Here is a 17,991-nt window from a genome sequence, read left to right as displayed (position 1 = left end):
GGCCCCTCCCGCCCCTACCGACCGCCCGCCCGGCCCCTCCCCGTAGCTTCTCGGGGGGCCGGCCGGCGCCTGGGTCGCCGGGCCGGGCGCCTGGTCGGGGCGCACCGCGCGGCGGGCGGTCGGAGAGACGAACAGGCCGCCGCGTGTGGGGGTCGCGGCGGCCTGACCGCGGCAACGCCCCGCTGCCGTGTCCGCCGATCGCGCATCGGGAGGCACTCCGGCGCGGTCACGGGGCTGGGGTTCGGGACGACCCCACGGGGTGATGCGGCTTGACATCCACTCTGCCTGTCGGGAGCCGCCGGGGAAATCCGCCATTGGTCGGCCGTCACCCCCGCCGACTGGCGGGGGTGTTCCCGCCCACTGACGGAGCCAACTACTCCATATTCGCTCTCTGATGAGGCAGGCTGTCCAGGCAATGGGCATGACAGCTGAGGAGAGGGAGCGGCCGGTGATCCGTGTGGCTGTGGTGGACGACGAGGCGCTCGTACGATCCGGTCTGCGACTGATCCTGGGCACGGCCCCGGACATCGAGGTGGTCGCCGAATGCTCCGGAGCCTTCGCGGTGGAGACGGTGCTGGGCAGCAAGGCCGATGTGGTGCTGCTCGATATCCGGATGCCGGACGCCGACGGGCTCAGTGTCCTCAGACAGTTGCGGGCCGCGCCCGCCTCCCCCGCCGTGGCGATGCTGACGACCTTCGACGTCCAGGAGTACCTGGCGGCCGCGCTGCGCGCCGGAGCCGCGGGCTTCCTCCTCAAGGACACCGATCCGGAACAGCTCGTACGGGCCGTGCGCACGCTCGCCGAGGGCGGCAGCGTCCTCGACCCGGCCGTCACCCGCGCCGTGATCGGCGGCTATCTCGCCGCCGAGGCGGAGGTGACGGCGGCCGAGGCCGTCGAGGCGCTCACCCCGCGCGAGCGCGAGGTGCTGACGCTGCTCGGCGAGGGGCTGGCCAATCCGCAGATCGCCGAGCGGATGGGGCTCGCTCCCAGCACCGTGAAGGACCATGTGCGGGCGGTGCTCGGCAAGTTGGGCGGACTCAACCGCGTCCAGGCGGCGATCGTGGCCGACCGCGCCGGGCTCGTCACCAGCCGTCCGCCGATAGGTGGCCCCCGATGACCGTCTCCCCGCTGCCCCCGCCCCGCAGTTCGTCCCCCGGTTCGCCGGGCACGCCCGACGCGTCCGGTACACCCGATATTTCCGGTACGTCAGGCACCTCCTCCGCCGCCTCCGCGCTCTCCTCGCCGCCGCCCGCCCCGGCCTCCCGGCTGCGGCCGCCACGGCCGGTCATCCACTGGGGCGCGCTGATCGTCCCCGTCCTCCTCGCGGTCGCCGACGCGCTGCTCGTCAACGGCGTCACCTTCGGCCTCGAGCTCAACGTCTCGCTGGCGGCGGCGGCCGCGCTGCTGGTGCGCCGGAAGCTGCCCGCGCTGGTCTTCCTGATCACGCTGCCGGGGATCCTCATCGGCTACGTCTGGTTCGCGCCGATGATCGCCCTCTACACGGTCGCCAGGCTCCGCCCCGACCGGTGGCTGCTGTGGATCTCCGCGCTGCTGCTGGCCGCCGCGCACTTCATCCCCTGGCCGGTATCCGACTTCGAGCCCACCGCGTACCGGGAGAACACCCTCACCCTGATCGACGCGTGTGTGACCTCGGTGGGCCCCATCGCGCTGGGCCTCCTGGTGCGTACCCGCGCGGAGCTCGCGGCCCGGATCGAGGACCTGACCCGCAGCCGCCGCCACGCCGACGAGCTGATCGCCGAGCAGGTGCTGTCCACCGAACGCGCCCGGCTCGCCCGCGAGATGCACGACGTGGTCGCCCATCAGGTCAGCCTGATCAGCCTCCAGGCCGGTGCGGTGCAGATCAGCGCGGAGGACGCGAAGGCGCGGGAGGGCGCGCGGACCATCCGCGAGCTGTCCGTGCGGACCCTGGACGAACTCCGCCATATGGTCGGCATCCTGCGCGCGGCGGGCGGCGACCACGAGGAGCTGACCCCGCAGCCCCGGCTGGCGGATCTGCCCCGGCTGATCGAGCTCAGCGCGCTGGACGTCACCTTCGAGACGGACAGCGCGACCCAGCGGCCGGGCCACTCCGAGGCGGTGGAACGGGCCGCCTTCCGCATCGTCCAGGAGGCGCTGACCAACGTCCGCAAGCATGCCCCCGGGGCGCGGGTGACGGTACGGGTGAACGACGCGCAGGGCGACGCAGAGGGAGAGGGGCCGGAGGCGGCGGAAGAGGCGGCGCAGGAAGCCGATCAAGCGGCGGAGGAGACCAGGGGCTTGCGGGTCGAGGTGCGCAACGGCCCGCCCGACGCCTCAGCCGTGGCCCCGGGACTGCCGGGCGGCGGACACGGTCTGGTCGGACTGCGGGAGCGCGCACAGCTGCTGGGCGGCACGCTGGAGGCCGGGCCCACGGAGGAGGGCGGCTTCGCCGTACGGGCCGACTTCCCCAAGACCCCGCGCGTCACGGGACCGGCGGCATGAGTGGGCCGCGCGGCGCCCTGGGCGGGCATCCGGGCACCCCAGGCGGATCGGTGGACGTCGGCCGCGGTTCGGTGGCGCCCCGAAGGGGCGCGGGGCCGTGTCGATGTGCGGCTCCGCCGCGCGGGCACGACCAGCAACGACGGCGCCGTTCGGACGATCGACGGCAGGTCAGGGCAGTTCCGGCGGAGCGCTCAGGCCGACAGGGTGTCGACCGCGTCCTCGTCGTCCTCGTCCGCCTCCGTGGCCGCCCTCAAGTCGGGGTAGACATCGAACAGCCGCCGCACTCCCAGGGCCGCGAGCACCCGGTGCACATGCGAACCGTGCGCGGCGTCCTGCGGCGGCAGGATCAGCCGCAGCCGACCCGAACACGACCGCATCAGCCGGCGCGCCGCGATCAGTACGCCGACCCCGCTGGAGTCACAGAACCGGACCTCCGAGAGGTCCAGAACCAGCCAATGGCGGCCCTCGGCGACCGCGTCGTGGACGTGCTGCCGGACTGCGGGCGAGGTCACCAGGTCCATCTCTCCAGAGACCTGGAGAACGACCCACTCCCCCCGCCGGTCCTCCATCACCTTCAACGTCACGCGCCCGAAGCCCTTCGCTCGCCGCTAACCGGAATTTGCTGTTCCCGGGCGGCTGCCCGCCCGTCGGCGCATGAAACTCCCCCGGGCATACGCCTTGGGGAACGACCCTATGCCGTGCCGAAGCGTTTCGTCTCCCCGATCCTGCGCAAAGCGACCGTCCCAATACCATGCGCAACCCGGTTCTTACGCACTTTGCCTGATGGACGCGTGCTGTGTGAGCCACCGGCATTACATTCGATATGAACGCGGGCATAGTGCCTGGAGGGCCGGTCGAACAACTCGGGATTGGGGGCCGCATGGCGAACGACGCACCTCCCCGCTGGGACCGCAGGATGCAACAGCGCCTGGCACGCGGCGAAGCGGCCGCACTCGCCGAGCTCTATGACCGTTTCGCCTCGCTTGTCCATGCTTTGGCGCATCGGGTCCTCGAGGACGATACCGGTGCCGACCGCGTCACCCGGGAAGTCTTCGGCTACGTCTGGGAGAACCCGGACGCGTACGACCCCCGGCAGGGCTCGCTGCGCGCCTGGATCGCCATGCTCACCCAGCGCCAGGCGGTGCATCGGCTACGCGCGTCACAGCCCGCCTCGGCCGGCGGGGACACCCTCACGAGCGAGGCCCTGGAGGAGCGGATCCGCGAGGCGTCCGTGGCCGCCCGCGCCGACTACATCGTCACCTCGATGCCCGCCCCGCTGCGCGCCGCCCTGGAGCTCGCCTACTTCGACCGCCGCGACTACCGCGAGGCGGCGGCCGCCCTCGGGGTGACCGAGGACGAGGCCAGGCGCCGCCTCCGGCTGGGCCTCCAGCTGCTGTCCACGGCCCATGTCCAGCCGTCCCGCGCGGTCCCGCCCCCCGGCTACGGGCGGGCGCTGTGACCGGGCGCGGCGGGCCGGACCCGTATGACGACGACGCCTACGGCGACAGCTCCGGCGGAGCCGGGGACGGCAGAGACGGGCCCGGACGGGGCAGCGGCGCGGATCTGCCGTCCCACCCCGCCGGGCCACCCCGCATCCCGCCGCCGCGGTCGGCCGCCGAGGACGGCGGCCGCTGGCCGGGCGCCCTGGACGGCGGCATCCCCGCCCCACGGCCGCCCACGGCGGACGAGTCACGGACGGACGGGATCCGGGCCGACGAGGCACCGGCGGAACGGGCACCGGAGCCCGGCCCGGAGCCCGATGCGGCACCCATGCCACCGGGCCCGCCCCCGACACCGCCCGCCCCGCCCCTCGCGGCGCCCACGCCCTCCGCGGCCCATCCGCTCTCGCACGATCTGCTGCGCTCGCTGCTCGGCGCCTGGGCGCTGACCGCGTGTTCGCAGGACGAGACCTCCGCCGTCGAGGCGCATCTCAACCACTGCCCCTCCTGCGCCGAGGAGGCGCTGCGGCTGCGTGACGCCGTCGGGCTGCTGCACACCGAGCACAGCCTGGACCTCGACCCGATGCTGCGCTCCCGGGTGCTCGCGGGCTGTCTGGGCCGCCGCCCGGCGCGGATACCCATGCCCGGCTGGGCCGGTGCCTACGACGCCGAGGCCGCCCGGCTGGACGCGCTGCTGCGCGACATGGGCGAGGCCGAGTGGCGTGCCCCGGTGCGGCTCAAGTGGTTCGACGGGCGGCGGCTCACCGGCCGGGACACCACCGTCGCCGGGGTGATCGGCCATCTGATGGTCGTGGACGGCATCGTCGCGGCCTCCCTCGGCCTCCCCGACCCGATGGGCTTTGACGCCCCCGGCACGCCCCTGGCCCGTACGGAGGCGTACTGGCACCTCGAGCCCGGCGCCGCGTACGGGGCCGGTCCGCCCGGGGCGGTACGGGAGTTGTGGCGCGAGCAGGGCCATGCCCTGGTCCGTACGGTGTCCTTCGCCGGGCGCGGGGTGGCGGAGCTCGATGTGCCGTACGGGGACTTCGCGCTGCCGATCCGCGACGCGTTCCTCGACCGCGCCCTGGAGTGCTGGGTGCACGCCGGGGACATCGCCGAGGCCATCGACTACCCCTATGAACCACCGGCGTCCGCCCACCTCAAGGCCATGATCGACCTGTGTGCCCGGCTGCTTCCGGGGACGCTGGCCGAGCGGCGCCGGGCCGGGCTCGCGGCCCCGCCCCGGCGGCTGGTCGAGGCGGGCACCCCGGGCCGTACGCTCCATCTGCAGGTGGAGGGCACGGGCGGTGGCGACTGGTACATCCCGCTGGACTCCCCGGCGGCGATGCCCGAGCCGGAGGAGGCGGTGGCGACGATCGCGCTGGACCAGGAGGCGTTCTATCTGCTGGCGTCCGGGCACGTGCCGCCGCAGGAGGCCGCGGCGGGCCTGTCCGGGGACACCGAGGCGATCCGGGATGTGCTCTTCGCCACAGCGGCCCTGTCCCGCCTCTGAGGAAGACCTGTCCCGCCTCTGAGGAAGAGAGGAAGAGGAGCCCGGTAGCCCGGTTCCGGTAGCCCGGTGTAGCCCGGCGACCGGCCTCAGTCGAAGACGACCGTACGGTGCCCGTCGAGCAGCACCCGGCGCTCGCTGTGCCACTTCACGGCGCGGGCCAGCGCCTGGCACTCCACATCGCGGCCGACCGCCACCAGCTGGTCCGGGGTGAGCCCATGGCCGACGCGCTCGACCTCCTGCTCGATGATCGGGCCCTCGTCCAGATCGGCGGTCACATAGTGGGCCGTCGCCCCGATCAGCTTGACCCCGCGCGCATGCGCCTGGTGGTACGGCTTGGCGCCCTTGAAGCTCGGCAGGAAGCTGTGGTGGATGTTGATGATCCGGCCCGACAGCTCCTTGCACAGGTCGTCGGAGAGCACCTGCATATAGCGGGCCAGCACCACCAGTTCCACATGCTCCGTGCGCACCAGATCCAGCAGCCGGGCCTCGGCCTCCCGCTTGGTGTCCCTCGTCACCGGGATGTGGTGGAACGGAATCCCGTAGGAGCCCACCAGCTCCTGGAAGTCGGTGTGGTTGGAGACCACCGCGGCGATCTCGACCGGCAGCGCGCCGATCCGCGACCGGAAGAGAAGGTCGTTCAGGCAGTGCCCGAACTTGCTGACCATGAGCAGGATGCGCATTTTCTCGTCGGCGCGGTGGATCTCCCAGTCCATCTGGAAGGACTCGCCGACCGCGGCGAAGCTGGCCCGCAGATCCGCCACCTTCACCGGCGAGACGGAGCGGAAGGCCACCCGCATGAAGAAGAGCCCGGTGTCGCGGTCCCCGAACTGCTGGCTGTCCTCGATGTTGCAGCCGGTCATGAACAGATAGCTCGACACGGCGTGCACGATGCCCTGCTTGTCCGGGCAGGACAGCGTCAGGACGTACTGGTCGGGGACGGGATGCGACTCGCTCATGACTCCATAGCGTCCCACACCCGCGGCGGCGCCCCACACCCGCGACGTCGTTCAGACGGCCCGCGTCACATCAGACCGCCTGCGTCATGATCGCCAGCACTTCGAGGGTGCGCGGTGGGATGTCCGGATCCTCGCCGTCGTTGGTGGCCAGCCGCACATGGGCCTCGCGGGCCGCCCGTACGGCTTCCGGCCAGCCGTGGTGCTCGATGTACGCCGAGACGGGAGCGTCCGCGCCCACCTGGTGCATGATCCTCAGCACCCGCAGCACGGCGACGTCGACCAGCGCCGCCTCCTGCGAGTCACGGAAGATCGTGCCGACGTACTTCTCGGCGGACCAGTTGTCCAGCCAGGTGTCCTCGACCAGCCGGTAGACGGCGTCGGTCACATCCCCGTACCCAGGCTGGCCGGCCAGCCAGCACTCCTGCTGGAAGACGGGATCCGAGAGCATGTGCAGCGCCGAGCGCACATTGGTGCGCCAGCGCCACCAGGGCATGTCGTTGACAGGCATGACCCCCATGGTGGTCGAGCGACGGGCGCGACGGGAAGAGTTCTCCGAACCTTGCACAATCACCGATCGTACGTTCTTCACACAGAGAGACGGTTCAGCCCCCGCTGTTCACCTCTACGTCACCATCCCTTGTCTTGTCATAGCGGCTGTGTTCCTCGCGAAGCACCAAGCTCGCTTGCCATGACCGGACGGCGACGCCCCTCCTCCCGCCCCTTCCGAGCCGCCGTTGCGGCACTGTGTACGGCGGTCGGCGCATCGCTGCTGTCCGGCTGTGGCGCGGTGCTGTCGAACAAGAGCGACAGCGACCCCATCATCGTCATGACCTGGGCCCCCGAGGGCACCAAAGCGACGAACATGCCGGGAATGCCCGCCATGGCGAAGGCATTTGCCCGCTGGGTCAATGACTCCGGCGGCATCCACGGCCGCAAGCTCGAGATCGTCACCTGCAACGAGCGCAATGACGCCGTCCAGGCCGCCGCGTGCGCCCAGCGGGCCAAGGAGGACAAGGCCGTCGCGGTCGTCGGCTCGTACAGCCAGTACGGCCGGGCCTTCATCTCCCCGCTGGAGGTCGCCGGTATCCCCTACATAGGCGGCTACGGGCTGACGCAGGAGGAGTTCGACAGCCCGTACTCCTATCCGGTCAACGGCGGCCAGGCCGCCCTGCTGGTGGGCAACGGCCGCCAGCTGGCCCCCCGCTGCGAGCGCACCGCGCTGGTGCGCCCCGACACCATCGCGGGCGACGATCTCCCCCAGTTGCTCAACACCGGCCTCAGGGCGGGCGACCGCGCCGACGCCCGCGACGTCCGCGCCCCCGAGGACGCGGGCGACTACAGCGAGCAGGCCACCACCGCACTGGAGGGTGTGGGCGCCGACAGCTCCCTCGGCACCGCCGACCAGGGCGCGGCCCTGGAGAACTCCTGCGTCACCGCCGCGCTCGGCAATCGCACCGGCACCTTCTTCGACTCCTTCCGCCGGGTGCAGGAGAACCATCCGAAGGTGCGGATAGCCTCCATACTCGGCGGCGTCCGGCAGTCCCTGATCGACTCCACCGGCGGCGCCTCGAGCCCCCTGGAGGGCACCTACGCCACCGGCTGGTACCCGGCCGGGGACGATCCGCGCTGGAACTCCATGAAGAAGGTCATCAGCAAGTACGCCTTCGACGACAACCGCATCGATCCGGACGACCCCGGGACGCAGACCACCTGGATCGGCTACACGGTGCTGCGCTCGGTGCTGATGTCCCTGCACGCCGACGACATCAGCGCCCGCACCGTGCGCGACGCGCTGGACAACGGCCACGCGGTCGACACCGGCGGGCTGACGCCGACGCTGCGCTGGGGCTACGGCGACACGCTGCACGTGCCCAACTACTCGCGGATCGTCAACGCGGACGTCACCTACCAGATGGTGCGCGACGGCCAACTGGTGGCGGTGCGCAAGGGCTTCGTCAACGTGTCCAAGATCCTGGAGCGCTACCACCCGGCGGACTGAGCCACGGGCCGGGCCCCTACGGGCTCAGCCGCGGTTGCGCCCTTACGGACCGAGCCACGGGCTGGGCCGGGGAGGGTGCCGCCGCCCCGGCCGTCCGGTCACAGGTCGGTGGCCTGGCGCGCGGTGAGGCCGTACTGGGAGGCGATCGGGTTCCACAGCCCCGAGGCCGTCTTCTTGGCCTGGGTCGCCTCGCCGCTCGCCCGCTCGGCCGCCCCGACCCGGGGCGTACGGCGGGCCTTGCCCTTGGGACAGCCCTTCTTGCCGCCGACCTGGTCGGCCCAGGCCGCGTACTCGTTGTCGGCCCTGGCCGAGGACTTCCACGCCTTGGTGAGGGACGCGGTCAGCCGCGCGTGATCGGGCAGCTTGTCCACCGACAGCTTGCCCAGCCGGGTCACCAGGTCATTGCGCTGGCCCGCGGCCGTCCGCAGATCGGACGCCGCGGTGGTCAGGTCCTTGCAGGACTTGATGTTGTCCACGGCCTTGATCACCGAGGAGCGGCTGTTGTTGCTGTCGCCGAGCAGCGCGTCCAGCGCCTTCGCCTGCGTCTCGACGGGGTCGGCGGCCTTGGTCGACTCCGCCGCGCTCGGCGAGGAGCTGCTCAGCGTCGAGTTGTCCTTACCGTCGTCGCCGCCCATGCTGAGCACGGCTCCCGCGGCGAGTCCGGCGACGGCGCAGCTCGCCACCACCACAATGCCGATGATCACGCCCCGCGACATCTGGCGCCGTCCACCGCCACCATGACCGTCATAGCCGCCGCCGTCCCCGTGACCGCCGTTCGGCGGTTGCGGAACGTCCGGGCCGAACTGCGGGAATCGCTGGGTCTCATCGGCGGCACCGGCACCGCCACCGCCCGCGTCGCGGAACAGACCGTCGAACTCCGAGGGCGGCGGCCGGTCCCCGGGGCGGCCGGGACGGATCGCGTACGGGGCGCTGCCGGGCCGCTCAGGAATCGGCGCGGACGCGGCGGGCGTGGGCGGGAGCACCGCGGTCTCCTCGGCCGCCGCGGGGGGCTGGCGGTGGGCGCCCCGGTGGCCGGGGCGGACGGCGCGCAGCTGGGTGGTGGACTCGGCCGGTGACTCGGGCCGGTTCTCGGGCGGCAGCGGTGCGCTCCTGATCTGGGCGAGCGTGGTCGTCGGGGTGTCCAGGGGCGGCCGGGACTCACCCGGGACCGGGGGCATGACCTGGGTCGCGTCCGCGTCCCCCGCGGGCTGCGGCGGTATCACCTGGGTCTCGTCGGCGGCCTGGTACGGCTGCTGCTGGGGCGGGTACGGCGGCTGGACGTCGTACGGCGGCTGGGCGTTGTACGGCGGCTGGTGGGCGTTGTACGGCGGCTGAGCCGGTCTCTCCGGAGCCGTCCAGCCCTGCTGCTGCCCGTACGGCTGCGCCTCGGGCGGCGGGGCGCCGAATCCAGCCTGAGGCGGCGACTCCCCGTGCGGCGGGGCGCCGAACCCGCCCGGCGGCGGCAGCTCCCCCTGCCCCGGCGCGCCGAACCCACCCGGCGGCGGCAGTTCGCCTTGCTGTGGCGGCAATTGGCCCTGCTGCGGCGGCAGTTGGCCATGCTGCGGCGGTTCCGGAGCGCTCTGCGGCCCCCAAGGCTGCCCCCACGCCTGTCCACCGGCCGGGGCCCCCTGTTGGGCGTCCGAGGGCCTGTAGTCCCCTTGGGCAGGGAGCACAACCCCCTCGCGCACAGGTTGCGCGGGCGGGACCGCGGGAAGCCGCGGCTCATTCCCCTGACCGCTCTGCGTCACCGGGACTCCTTGGTTATACGGAACGACGGAATCGTCGGGTCACGCTACCGGTTCCCCAGAGGGCGCGGTGCCCATGAGCCCATCGGGACGGAGAGACACTGGTCACCGCGACATGGGGCACATCACCACGATCGAGGGCGATATGAACCCCATCCGTACCCCCGGTAAACACAACGCAACACACCTCACAGCACCCATCCCCCACCACACCCGCATCAGCCACCACAGGCCGTCTCTCACGCCACCTGCACCTGGAGCCGCGCCCCGAACTCCCGCACCACCGGCTCGTCCCGGTACGGCTCCAACCGCTGCTGGAAGTCGTCCAGATACTCCGCACCCCGGTTGGACCGCAGCGTGCCCAGCAGATCCACCGCCTGGGTGCCCACCAGGCACGCCTGCTCCACCTCGCGCTGCTGCACATGCGCGGTGGCCAGCAGCAGCAACCCGATCGCCCGCCGCCGCGCCCGCCCCTCCGGAAGGCCCTCCAGGGCCTCCTGGGCGCGCCGCCCGGCCTGCTCGGCCTGGCCCAGGTCGCGGTGGCAGTGGGCCAGCTCATCGGCGAGGTAGGCATGGCCGAAGTGGCGGATCCAGGGGGGCTCGTCGCCCGTGACGGAGCCCGAACCGCTGCCCACCGCCCGCTCCATGGCGTCCAGCGCCCGCCCGGCCGCGGACTGACAGGCCCGCGCGTCCCCCATCAGGGCGTGACCGCGCGCCTCGGCCGCCAGGAACATCGATTCGGCACGCGGCGGCACCTGACCCCGCGCGCCCTCCTGCGCGGCCTTCGCCAACTGGGAGATCTCCCGGGGATTGCCCAGTTGGGCGGCGAGATGGCTCATGCTGGCGGCGAGCACATAGCCGCCGTAGCCCCGGTCCCCGGCGGCCTGGGCGAGCCGCAGCGCCTGGATGTAGTAGCGCTGGGCGAGGCCGGACTGACCGGTGTCGACCGCCATATAGCCCGCCAGCTCCGTCAACCGCGCGACGGCCGCGAACAGTTCGCGGCCGACCGCCTCGGTGTACGACCCGGCCAGCAGCCCGGAGACCACGCTGTTCAGATAGTGGACGACGACGGGGCGCACATGGCCGCTGCCGTAGCGGTGGTCCAGGTCGACGAGCGCGTCCGTGGTGGCCCGCACCGCCGCCACGTCGGACCGCCCCACCCGGGCGCCCGCGGTGCGCGCCACCTGGGTGTCCGCACCCGTGATCAGCCAGTCGCGGCTGGGCTCGACCAGCGCGGAGGCGGCGACCGTCGAGCCGCTGAGGAAGTCACGGCGCCCCACATCGCTGCGCCACAACTCGCATACCTGCTCTATCGCGCCGAGGACGGTGGGCGAGAACTGCAGCCCGACCCCGGAGGCGAGGTTCTTGCCGTTGGCCATCCCGATCTCGTCGATGGTGACCGTACGGCCGAGCTTGCGGCCCAGCGCCTCGGCGATGATGCCCGGCGCCCTGCCCCGCGGCTGCTGGCCACGCAGCCAACGGGCCACCGACGTCTTGTCGTACCGCAGATCGAGACCGTGCTCGGCGCCGCACATATTGACCCTGCGCGCCAACCCGGCGTTGGAGCAGCCGGCTTCCTGGATGAGCGCCTGCAGCCGTTCGTTCGGCTGCCGCGCCACAAGCGGCCTAGCGGCCATGGCATTACCCCCAGTGACTGCTTGCGTTCTCGGCGTATCCGTCCTGTTGCTGAGTGATGCCCCGCAGATATCGCAGGTATACGGCGAATGCGGAACTTGCCCGTATTGACCACATAGACCGCACCGTTCGCGTACGGCGCCGATCCGAATCCGTCACCGCCCTCCCCCTGGCGCCGCGGCATGACCGCCGGACACTCGCACGCCCGTCACGCATGGTGGCTACCCGCTTACACAGCCGCAACCCCACACGCGCCCCCGCCCGTGCACCCATGCGCCCCGCCGTGCCGTCACCGCGCACCCCGGGCCCCCGGCGGCACCGCCCGTGCGGGGGCCCGGCCGTAACCCCCGTTGACGGCGGAAGTTGTCCTCTGCGTGGACGAGACCATGGACGTGACAGGACCAACGCGGTTCCCCGCGGGAACCTCGCAGATCCCCCAGCAGCGCGGGGAGCGGCTGCGCGACGCGGCGGTGCGCTACGCCGAGGAGCGGCACTGGGACGTGCTCTCCGGCGCCTGGCTCGAGGCCGTGGACGGAGCGGAGCGCTGCTCCTGCGGGACCGCCGACTGCCCGGCCCCCGGTGCCCATCCGGTCGGCCGGGACTGGGTGAACCAGGCCACCGGCAGCGCGGTCGTGGTCCACCGCATGTGGGCCAGGACGCCGCGCGCCTCCATCCTGCTGCCCACCGGCCGCACCTTCGACGCGCTCGACGTCCCGGAGTCCGCCGGCTGTCTGGCGCTCGCCCGCATGGAGCGCCGCCAGGTCGAGCTGGGCCCGGTCACCTGCACCCCCGGGCGCCGGATGCTCTTCTTCGTCCTCCCTGGCGCCGCCGCCAAGGTCCCCGACCTGGTGCGGAACCTGGGCTGGCCGCCGAACGCGATCGACCTGACCGCCCGCGGCGAGGGCGACTACCTGGTCGCGCCGCCGACCCGGGTGGGCGTGCGCGGCCCGGCCCAGTGGGCCCGGCGGCCCACCGCCGCCAACCGCTGGCTGCCCGACGCGCAGGAGCTGGTGAGCGCCCTCGCCTACGCCTGCGGCCGCGAGCGCCGCTGAGCTCCCGGAGCGCTCACCGGGACGGCCCCTATCGTGGAACGACGGCGGGGGCGGCAGGACCGGCCCCCGCGTGATAGGTCAGTGGGAGACGTCCCACAGGAAAACGGGGTAAGCCGGTGCCGCACGAGCAAGCAGCAGACAACACACAGTCACAGCCACAGCCCTCCCAGGCCGCACAGTCACCGTCCTCCGGGGCCGCCGCCGTGCGGGTCAGCGACCTGTGGAAGCGCTACGGGGAGCAGGTCGCGGTCGCCGGGATCGATCTTGAGCTGCCCGCCGGGCAGTTCATCGGTCTCGTCGGCCCCAATGGCGCCGGTAAGACCACCACGCTTTCGATGATCACCGGTCTGCTGCGCCCCGACAAGGGAACCGTGGAGATCGGCGGCCATGACGTCTGGCGGGACCCGGTCGAGGTCAAGGCGCGGATCGGGGTGCTGCCCGAGGGGCTGCGGATGTTCGAGCGGCTATCCGGCCGGGAGCTGCTCACCTACACCGGGCGGCTGCGCGGGCTGCCAGGCGCGGAGGTCGACCGGCGCGCCACCCAGCTGCTGGACGTCCTCGATCTCGCGGGCTCCCAGAGCAAGCTGGTGATCGACTACTCCACCGGTATGCGCAAGAAGATCGGGCTGGCCGCCGCGCTGCTCCACAACCCCGGAGTCCTCTTCCTCGACGAGCCCTTCGAGGGCGTGGACCCGGTCTCCGCCCAGACCATCCGCGGCGTCCTGGAGCGCTACACCCGCTCCGGCGCGACCGTCGTCTTCTCCAGCCACGTCATGGAGCTGGTGGAGTCGCTGTGCGACTGGGTGGCGGTGATCGCGAGCGGCCGGATCCGGGCCCATGGCCCGCTGGCCGAGGTGCGGGGCGAGGCACCGTCCCTGCAGGACGCCTTCCTGGAACTGGTCGGCGCCAACCGGCGCCAGGCGGGCCAGAGCCTGGACTGGCTGGGCGGCGGCGCCCGATGACGCTCACCGGCCCGCTCGACGCCAAGGACCCGCTCGGCACCGCGGCCCCCGCACCGCCCGCCGCCCCCGCCGGCTCCCCCACCCCCGTCTTCGTCTCCCTGAAGCTGGCGCTGCTGCGCAACGGGCTGCGCCAGTCCGGCGGCAGGCGGGCCGCGTACATCACCTCGCTGGTGTTGACCATGCTGTTCGCCGCGCTGCAGCTGCTCGGCCTGGTGCTGCTGCGCGGTACGAACCACGCCGACGCGCTGGTCACGCTGCTGACGGCGGTGCTCACCCTCGGCTGGGGGGTGATGCCGCTGTTCTTCCCCGGCGGGGACGAGACCCTCGACCCGACCCGGCTGGTGATGCTGCCGCTGCGCCCGCACTCGCTGATCACCGCCCTGCTGGTGTCCTCGCTGATCGGCATCGGCCCGCTGTTCACCCTGACCCTGGCGGTCGGCTCGGCGGTCGCCGTCGCGCATGGGGCGGCGGCAGTGGTGGCGGGCGTCATGGCCGTGGTGCTGACCCTGCTGGTGTGCGTGGCGCTGGCCCGCGCCGTCGCCACGGCCAACATCCGCCTCCTCACCAGCCGTAAGGGCCGCGATCTGGCGGTGCTCAGCGGTCTGTTCGTGGCGATCGGCGCGCAGTTCGTGAACCTCGGGGCGCAGAAGCTCGGCGGTGAGAACGGCCTGTCCGTGCTGGAACCGGCCGCCGCGGTGCTGCGCTGGGTGCCGCCCGCGGCGGCGGTGGACGCCGTCCAGGGCGTGAGCGACGGCGCCTATGGGGTCGCGGCGGCCCAATTCGCGCTCACCGTCGCGGCGCTGGGGCTGCTGATGTGGTGGTGGCGGGGCACCCTCACCCACCTGATGACCGCCCCGGACGCCTCCACGATCCAGGCGGCGGCGCCCCGCGAGCGCGGCTCCTCCGGTGCGGCCGACACCCCGGACGCCTCGGGCCCGTTCGCCCGGCTGCTGCCCTCCGGCCGCACCGGCACGGTGCTGCTGCGCACGCTGCGCTATGCCATACGCGACCCGAAGACCAAGTCGGCATGGGTCACCTCGCTGGGCGTCGGCCTGCTGATGCCCTTCATCACCGCCGCCCAGGGCAACGGCTCGATCTACTGGGCCTGCTGGGCGTCGGGGATGCTCGGCATGCTGATGTACAACCAGTTCGGCCAGGACACCTCCGCCTTCTGGATGGTCGCGCAGACGATCTCCGCGCCCCGTGACGCCTATCTGGAGCTGCGCGGCCGTGCGCTGGCGCTGCTCCTCGTCGCGGTGCCGTACGTGGCGACGGTGGTGCTCTGCTGCGCCGCCCTCCTCAAGAACTGGTCGGCCGCCCCCGAGGCGCTGGGGATCGCCCTGGCGCTGCTCGGCTCACTGCTGGCGACCGGCGCCGTGACCTCGGCGCTGGCCCCGTACTCCATTCCGCAGGACAGCGGCTACAAGAACGTCGCGCCGGGGCAGGGCGGGATCGCCTGGCTCAGCATCCTGGGCGGGATGATCGTGGGTTCCGCGCTGTGTGCGCCGGTGCTGGGCCTGACGATCTGGCTGCATGTCTCCGGGTCGCACGGCCTGCTGTGGGTGGTGTTCCCGGTGGGCGCGGTGTACGGCGCGGCCATCGCGGAGACCGGGATGCGGGTGGCGGCGCCGCGGGTCGCGGCGCGGCTGCCGGAGATCCTGGCGGCGGTCAGCAAGGGGTGATGACGCGGGTCGGGGCGCGCGGCGGTCCGGGGCGCCCCGGACCGCCGCGCGCCCCGACCGCCGCGCCCAACTGCCGTGACCATCCGGCTAGTCGAGGTACTTGCTGTACACCCAGCCCCTGGTCCCGGCGTGAATTCCGGTCGTGGTCCGCTTGAGGATCTTTCCGTAGGACCAGCTGTTCTCAAAGCCCCGGGTGCGGCAGAAGTACCGGAAGGAATCCCCTCGGTAAAGCGTCCCCATAGCGTGGTACCGCTTTCCCGGACCGCCGCGGAATCGGGCGCCACTGGTCGAGACCTTGAAATTGACATCCGGGGAATTGAATTGACACGCCGATGACCCCACCGCCGAAGCCGCTGGCGCCAGCGCGATGGAACCGCCGAGCATCAGCGCCGCCGAGAGCACGACCAGCGAGGCTTTACGTTTGACCGTCACGCGACCACCCCCCATGATCAGTTAATTCATTGCGCGCCAAGGAGCGTAGCACCCGTCAATCCGGAAGCCGGTTGGCGACCAAAGGGAATGGTCAGCCAAGCGCCCCCGGGGTGAGCCCCGCGGCGTCTGTGTGGCCCGACAGCGCCAGCGTCAGCTCGAACTCGGCCAGCAGCGCGCGGATCACATGCTCCACCCCCGGCTGCCCGTCCAGCCCCAGCCCATAGGCGTACGGCCGCCCCAGCAGCACCGCGCGGGCGCCGAGGGCGAGCGCCTTGAACACATCGTCACCGGTGCGCACTCCGCTGTCGAAGAGCACCGCCAGCCGGTCGCCGACCGCCTGCACCACCCCCGGCAGCGCGTCGGCCGCCCCGATCGAACCGCCCACCTGGCGGCCGCCGTGGTTGGACACGACGACACCGTCCATCCCCGCGTCCGCCGCGCGCCGGGCGTCGTCGGGGTGCAGCACGCCCTTCAGCACGATCGGGCCGTCCCACTGCTCGCGCAGGAAGGCCAGGTCCTCCCAGGTCTTCCCGGGGTCGCCGAACAGCTGCACAAAGTGCAGCACCGCGGCGTCCCGGTCCTCGTCGACCGACTTGGCGAGCCCGGCCAGGAACGCCGGATCGGTGAAGTAGTTGGCGGTGCCCACACCGTGCAGGAACGGCAGATACGCCTGGTCGAGATCGCGCGGCCGCCAGGCCAGCAGCGGGGTGTCGAGGGTGACCACCAGGGCCGTGAAACCACAGGACGTGGCCCGGCTCAGAAAGCTCCTGGTGACCTCGCGGTCCTTGCCCCAGTAGAGCTGGAACCACCGCTCACCGTCCCCCATCGCCTCCGCCACCCGCTCCATGGGCGTACTGGACGCGGAGGAGAGGATGAACGGCACCCCCTGCGCCGCGGCTGCCCGCGCCGCCGCGCACTCGGCCTCCGGGTGCATGATCGACAGCACACCGATCGGCGCGAGCGCGAGCGGCGCGGGCAGCCGGGTGCCGAACAGCTCGACCGACAGATTCCGCCGCCGTACGTCACGGAGCATCCGCGGCACGATCCGATGCCGGTCCAGCGCCGCCCGGTTGGCCCGCTCGGTGCCGCCGCTCCCCGCGCTGCCCGCCACATAGCCCACCGGCCCCGGCCCCAGCCGCGCCTCGGCCAGCTCCTCGAGCCGGGTGAGATCGGCGGGAAGCCGCGGAACGGCACCGGTCATCCCGTTCAGATAGATCTCGTACTGAAATGCCGCCCAGTCCTTGCCGGGTTCCGGCTCCGTTATGTCGCCACCGATCATGCGCTTCCCTTCATCCGTCCCTTATTGGCCAATCTCCCATTGCCGTAAGGGAGTAGAGGACTCGTAGGATCGACGAACCGTCGATCGCGTTCAAGAGATCACACCGGAACGCGATGAGGCCGCGTTCCCGTATTGGAGTTCCACTTGCCGCTGACCAAGACAGCGTGGCTGCGTTCCGGTGCGCGCGTTGTCGTGCTGGCGCTCGCCCTGACCGCGTGCGGACCATTCGGGGAAGAGGACGATACATCCGAGAACGCACGGCGCACTTCCCGCTCGGGTGCCACCGATGGTCACCGCAGCGGTGCGCAGAAGGTCGGTATGCGATCGGACGGTGGGCGGCCGCTTCCGCCGGGTCAGACCGGTACGCGTGTGTTCAAGGAGGACACCGGGATCGAGCCCACCTACCGGATCGCGGCACAGAAGGTCGACATCGGTACGGCGGCCGAGGCGCGGGCGCTGGTGCCGGATCCCGCGGACGCCGAGGGCAAGGTGCCCGCGGTCGCCTATGTGAGGTACACCCATCTGCGCGGGGCCACCGTGCGGGAGTATCCCCGGGTCGGGGACTACCCGGAGGTGTACGCGGACGGGCGGCGGGGAGCGAAGGTCACCGGCGCCGCGGTGGGACGGCCCAAGGGGTGCGCGGACTCGGATGAGATCAGGAACTGGCGGAGCGGGCAGAGCTACCTGCTCTGCAACACCTTTCTGATTCCCGCGCGGGCGAGGTCGGTTGAGGTCATGTGGACGGAGATCGGCGGGAAGCCGTTCGTCTGGACGTTCTGAACTGGTGTTGTGACGTGGGTGTTCTGCAGGGTTCTG

General features: G+C 72.1%; 16 protein-coding genes. 9 read left to right on the top strand and 7 right to left on the bottom strand.

Annotated features, from left to right (window positions below; genetic code table 11):
• Positions 1-448: 448 nt before the first annotated feature.
• Together VT50_RS01335 and VT50_RS01330 are read left to right on the top strand one after the other, a co-directional pair.
• Complete coding sequence (locus VT50_RS01335) at positions 449-1,117, top strand: response regulator (RefSeq protein ID WP_079343743.1); 669 nt, start codon at positions 449-451, stop codon at positions 1,115-1,117.
• Positions 1,114-2,481 carry a sensor histidine kinase gene (locus tag VT50_RS01330; RefSeq protein ID WP_078840983.1) on the top strand — a complete coding sequence of 456 codons (1,368 nt, stop codon included), beginning with the start codon at positions 1,114-1,116 and terminating at the stop codon, positions 2,479-2,481. The genes VT50_RS01335 and VT50_RS01330 overlap by 4 nt, the downstream gene beginning before the upstream one ends.
• Before the next feature lie 191 nt (positions 2,482-2,672).
• On the opposite strand, the gene VT50_RS01325 is transcribed toward VT50_RS01330, so the two are convergent.
• Positions 2,673-3,050, bottom strand: a complete 378-nt coding sequence (locus VT50_RS01325) for an STAS domain-containing protein (protein WP_046090069.1) — start codon at positions 3,048-3,050, stop codon at positions 2,673-2,675.
• Positions 3,051-3,361: 311 nt separating this feature from the next.
• On the opposite strand from VT50_RS01325, the gene VT50_RS01320 reads away from it, so the two are divergent.
• Both VT50_RS01320 and VT50_RS01315 read left to right on the top strand, forming a co-directional pair.
• The gene (locus tag VT50_RS01320; RefSeq protein WP_046090070.1) at positions 3,362-3,940 is read left to right on the top strand and encodes a sigma-70 family RNA polymerase sigma factor; all 579 of its coding nucleotides are present in this window, start codon (positions 3,362-3,364) and stop codon (positions 3,938-3,940) included.
• Complete coding sequence (locus VT50_RS01315) at positions 3,937-5,433, top strand: zf-HC2 domain-containing protein (RefSeq protein ID WP_206269315.1); 1,497 nt, start codon at positions 3,937-3,939, stop codon at positions 5,431-5,433. The genes VT50_RS01320 and VT50_RS01315 overlap by 4 nt, the downstream gene beginning before the upstream one ends.
• Positions 5,434-5,519: 86 nt before the next feature.
• On the opposite strand, the gene purU is transcribed toward VT50_RS01315, so the two are convergent.
• On the bottom strand, positions 5,520-6,389 hold the full coding sequence (gene purU, locus VT50_RS01310; protein WP_046090071.1) for a formyltetrahydrofolate deformylase: 870 nt from the start codon (positions 6,387-6,389) through the stop codon (positions 5,520-5,522).
• A 70-nt stretch (positions 6,390-6,459) separates the two neighbouring features.
• Positions 6,460-6,906: an SCO4402 family protein gene (locus tag VT50_RS01305; RefSeq protein ID WP_046090072.1), complete on the bottom strand. Its 447-nt coding sequence runs from the start codon at positions 6,904-6,906 to the stop codon at positions 6,460-6,462.
• 171 nt (positions 6,907-7,077) lie between these two features.
• Between VT50_RS01305 and VT50_RS01295 the strand changes: the two genes are divergently transcribed.
• Positions 7,078-8,388 carry an ABC transporter substrate-binding protein gene (locus VT50_RS01295; protein ID WP_046090073.1) on the top strand — a complete coding sequence of 437 codons (1,311 nt, stop codon included), beginning with the start codon at positions 7,078-7,080 and terminating at the stop codon, positions 8,386-8,388.
• 98 nt (positions 8,389-8,486) lie between these two features.
• Here VT50_RS01295 and VT50_RS01290 read toward each other — a convergent pair whose 3' ends face one another.
• Positions 8,487-9,917, bottom strand: coding sequence for a hypothetical protein (locus tag VT50_RS01290; RefSeq protein WP_240528993.1), 1,431 nt, complete (start codon positions 9,915-9,917; stop codon positions 8,487-8,489).
• Between the two features lie 455 nt (positions 9,918-10,372).
• Positions 10,373-11,770: an NsdA family TPR-like regulatory protein gene (locus VT50_RS01280; RefSeq protein ID WP_046090074.1), complete on the bottom strand. Its 1,398-nt coding sequence runs from the start codon at positions 11,768-11,770 to the stop codon at positions 10,373-10,375.
• 384 nt (positions 11,771-12,154) lie between these two features.
• Between VT50_RS01280 and VT50_RS01275 the strand changes: the two genes are divergently transcribed.
• The 3 genes from VT50_RS01275 to VT50_RS01265 all read left to right on the top strand — a co-directional run bounded on the left by VT50_RS01275 (position 12,155) and on the right by VT50_RS01265 (position 15,464).
• The gene (locus VT50_RS01275; RefSeq protein WP_046090092.1) at positions 12,155-12,820 is read left to right on the top strand and encodes a bifunctional DNA primase/polymerase; all 666 of its coding nucleotides are present in this window, start codon (positions 12,155-12,157) and stop codon (positions 12,818-12,820) included.
• Between the two features lie 203 nt (positions 12,821-13,023).
• Complete coding sequence (locus tag VT50_RS01270) at positions 13,024-13,782, top strand: ABC transporter ATP-binding protein (RefSeq protein ID WP_046090075.1); 759 nt, start codon at positions 13,024-13,026, stop codon at positions 13,780-13,782.
• The gene (locus tag VT50_RS01265; RefSeq protein WP_046090076.1) at positions 13,779-15,464 is read left to right on the top strand and encodes a hypothetical protein; all 1,686 of its coding nucleotides are present in this window, start codon (positions 13,779-13,781) and stop codon (positions 15,462-15,464) included. The genes VT50_RS01270 and VT50_RS01265 overlap by 4 nt, the downstream gene beginning before the upstream one ends.
• 87 nt (positions 15,465-15,551) lie before the next feature.
• Here VT50_RS01265 and VT50_RS01260 read toward each other — a convergent pair whose 3' ends face one another.
• Together VT50_RS01260 and VT50_RS01255 are read right to left on the bottom strand one after the other, a co-directional pair.
• Positions 15,552-15,896 (bottom strand): SH3 domain-containing protein, encoded by a 345-nt coding sequence (locus tag VT50_RS01260; RefSeq protein WP_046090093.1) that lies wholly within the window; start codon positions 15,894-15,896, stop codon positions 15,552-15,554.
• Positions 15,897-15,987: 91 nt separating this feature from the next.
• Positions 15,988-17,175, bottom strand: coding sequence for a lactate 2-monooxygenase (locus VT50_RS01255; protein WP_046090077.1), 1,188 nt, complete (start codon positions 17,173-17,175; stop codon positions 15,988-15,990).
• A 318-nt stretch (positions 17,176-17,493) separates the two neighbouring features.
• On the opposite strand from VT50_RS01255, the gene VT50_RS01250 reads away from it, so the two are divergent.
• Complete coding sequence (locus VT50_RS01250; protein ID WP_240528992.1) at positions 17,494-17,955, top strand: hypothetical protein; 462 nt, start codon at positions 17,494-17,496, stop codon at positions 17,953-17,955.
• Positions 17,956-17,991 lie beyond the last annotated feature (36 nt).

The organism is Streptomyces antioxidans (genome assembly GCF_000968685.2).
GTDB lineage: Bacteria > Actinomycetota > Actinomycetes > Streptomycetales > Streptomycetaceae > Streptomyces > Streptomyces antioxidans.
Note: the sequence above shows the minus strand (reverse complement) of the source record. Positions and strands in the feature narration are given on the sequence as shown.

Bases quoted from the DNA above. Each gene is read 5' to 3' on its own strand.
- VT50_RS01250 (WP_240528992.1), top strand. From the start codon at position 17,494: ATGCGATCGGACGGTGGGCGGCCGCTTCCGCCGGGTCAGACCGGTACG.
- VT50_RS01275 (WP_046090092.1), top strand. From the start codon at position 12,155: ATGGACGTGACAGGACCAACGCGGTTCCCCGCGGGAACCTCGCAGATC.
- VT50_RS01330 (WP_078840983.1), top strand. From the start codon at position 1,114: ATGACCGTCTCCCCGCTGCCCCCGCCCCGCAGTTCGTCCCCCGGTTCG.
- VT50_RS01255 (WP_046090077.1), bottom strand. From the start codon at position 17,175: ATGATCGGTGGCGACATAACGGAGCCGGAACCCGGCAAGGACTGGGCG.
- VT50_RS01265 (WP_046090076.1), top strand. From the start codon at position 13,779: ATGACGCTCACCGGCCCGCTCGACGCCAAGGACCCGCTCGGCACCGCG.
- purU (WP_046090071.1), bottom strand. From the start codon at position 6,389: ATGAGCGAGTCGCATCCCGTCCCCGACCAGTACGTCCTGACGCTGTCC.
- VT50_RS01295 (WP_046090073.1), top strand. From the start codon at position 7,078: ATGACCGGACGGCGACGCCCCTCCTCCCGCCCCTTCCGAGCCGCCGTT.
- VT50_RS01320 (WP_046090070.1), top strand. From the start codon at position 3,362: ATGGCGAACGACGCACCTCCCCGCTGGGACCGCAGGATGCAACAGCGC.
- VT50_RS01325 (WP_046090069.1), bottom strand. From the start codon at position 3,050: ATGGAGGACCGGCGGGGGGAGTGGGTCGTTCTCCAGGTCTCTGGAGAG.
- VT50_RS01305 (WP_046090072.1), bottom strand. From the start codon at position 6,906: ATGGGGGTCATGCCTGTCAACGACATGCCCTGGTGGCGCTGGCGCACC.
- VT50_RS01280 (WP_046090074.1), bottom strand. From the start codon at position 11,770: ATGGCCGCTAGGCCGCTTGTGGCGCGGCAGCCGAACGAACGGCTGCAG.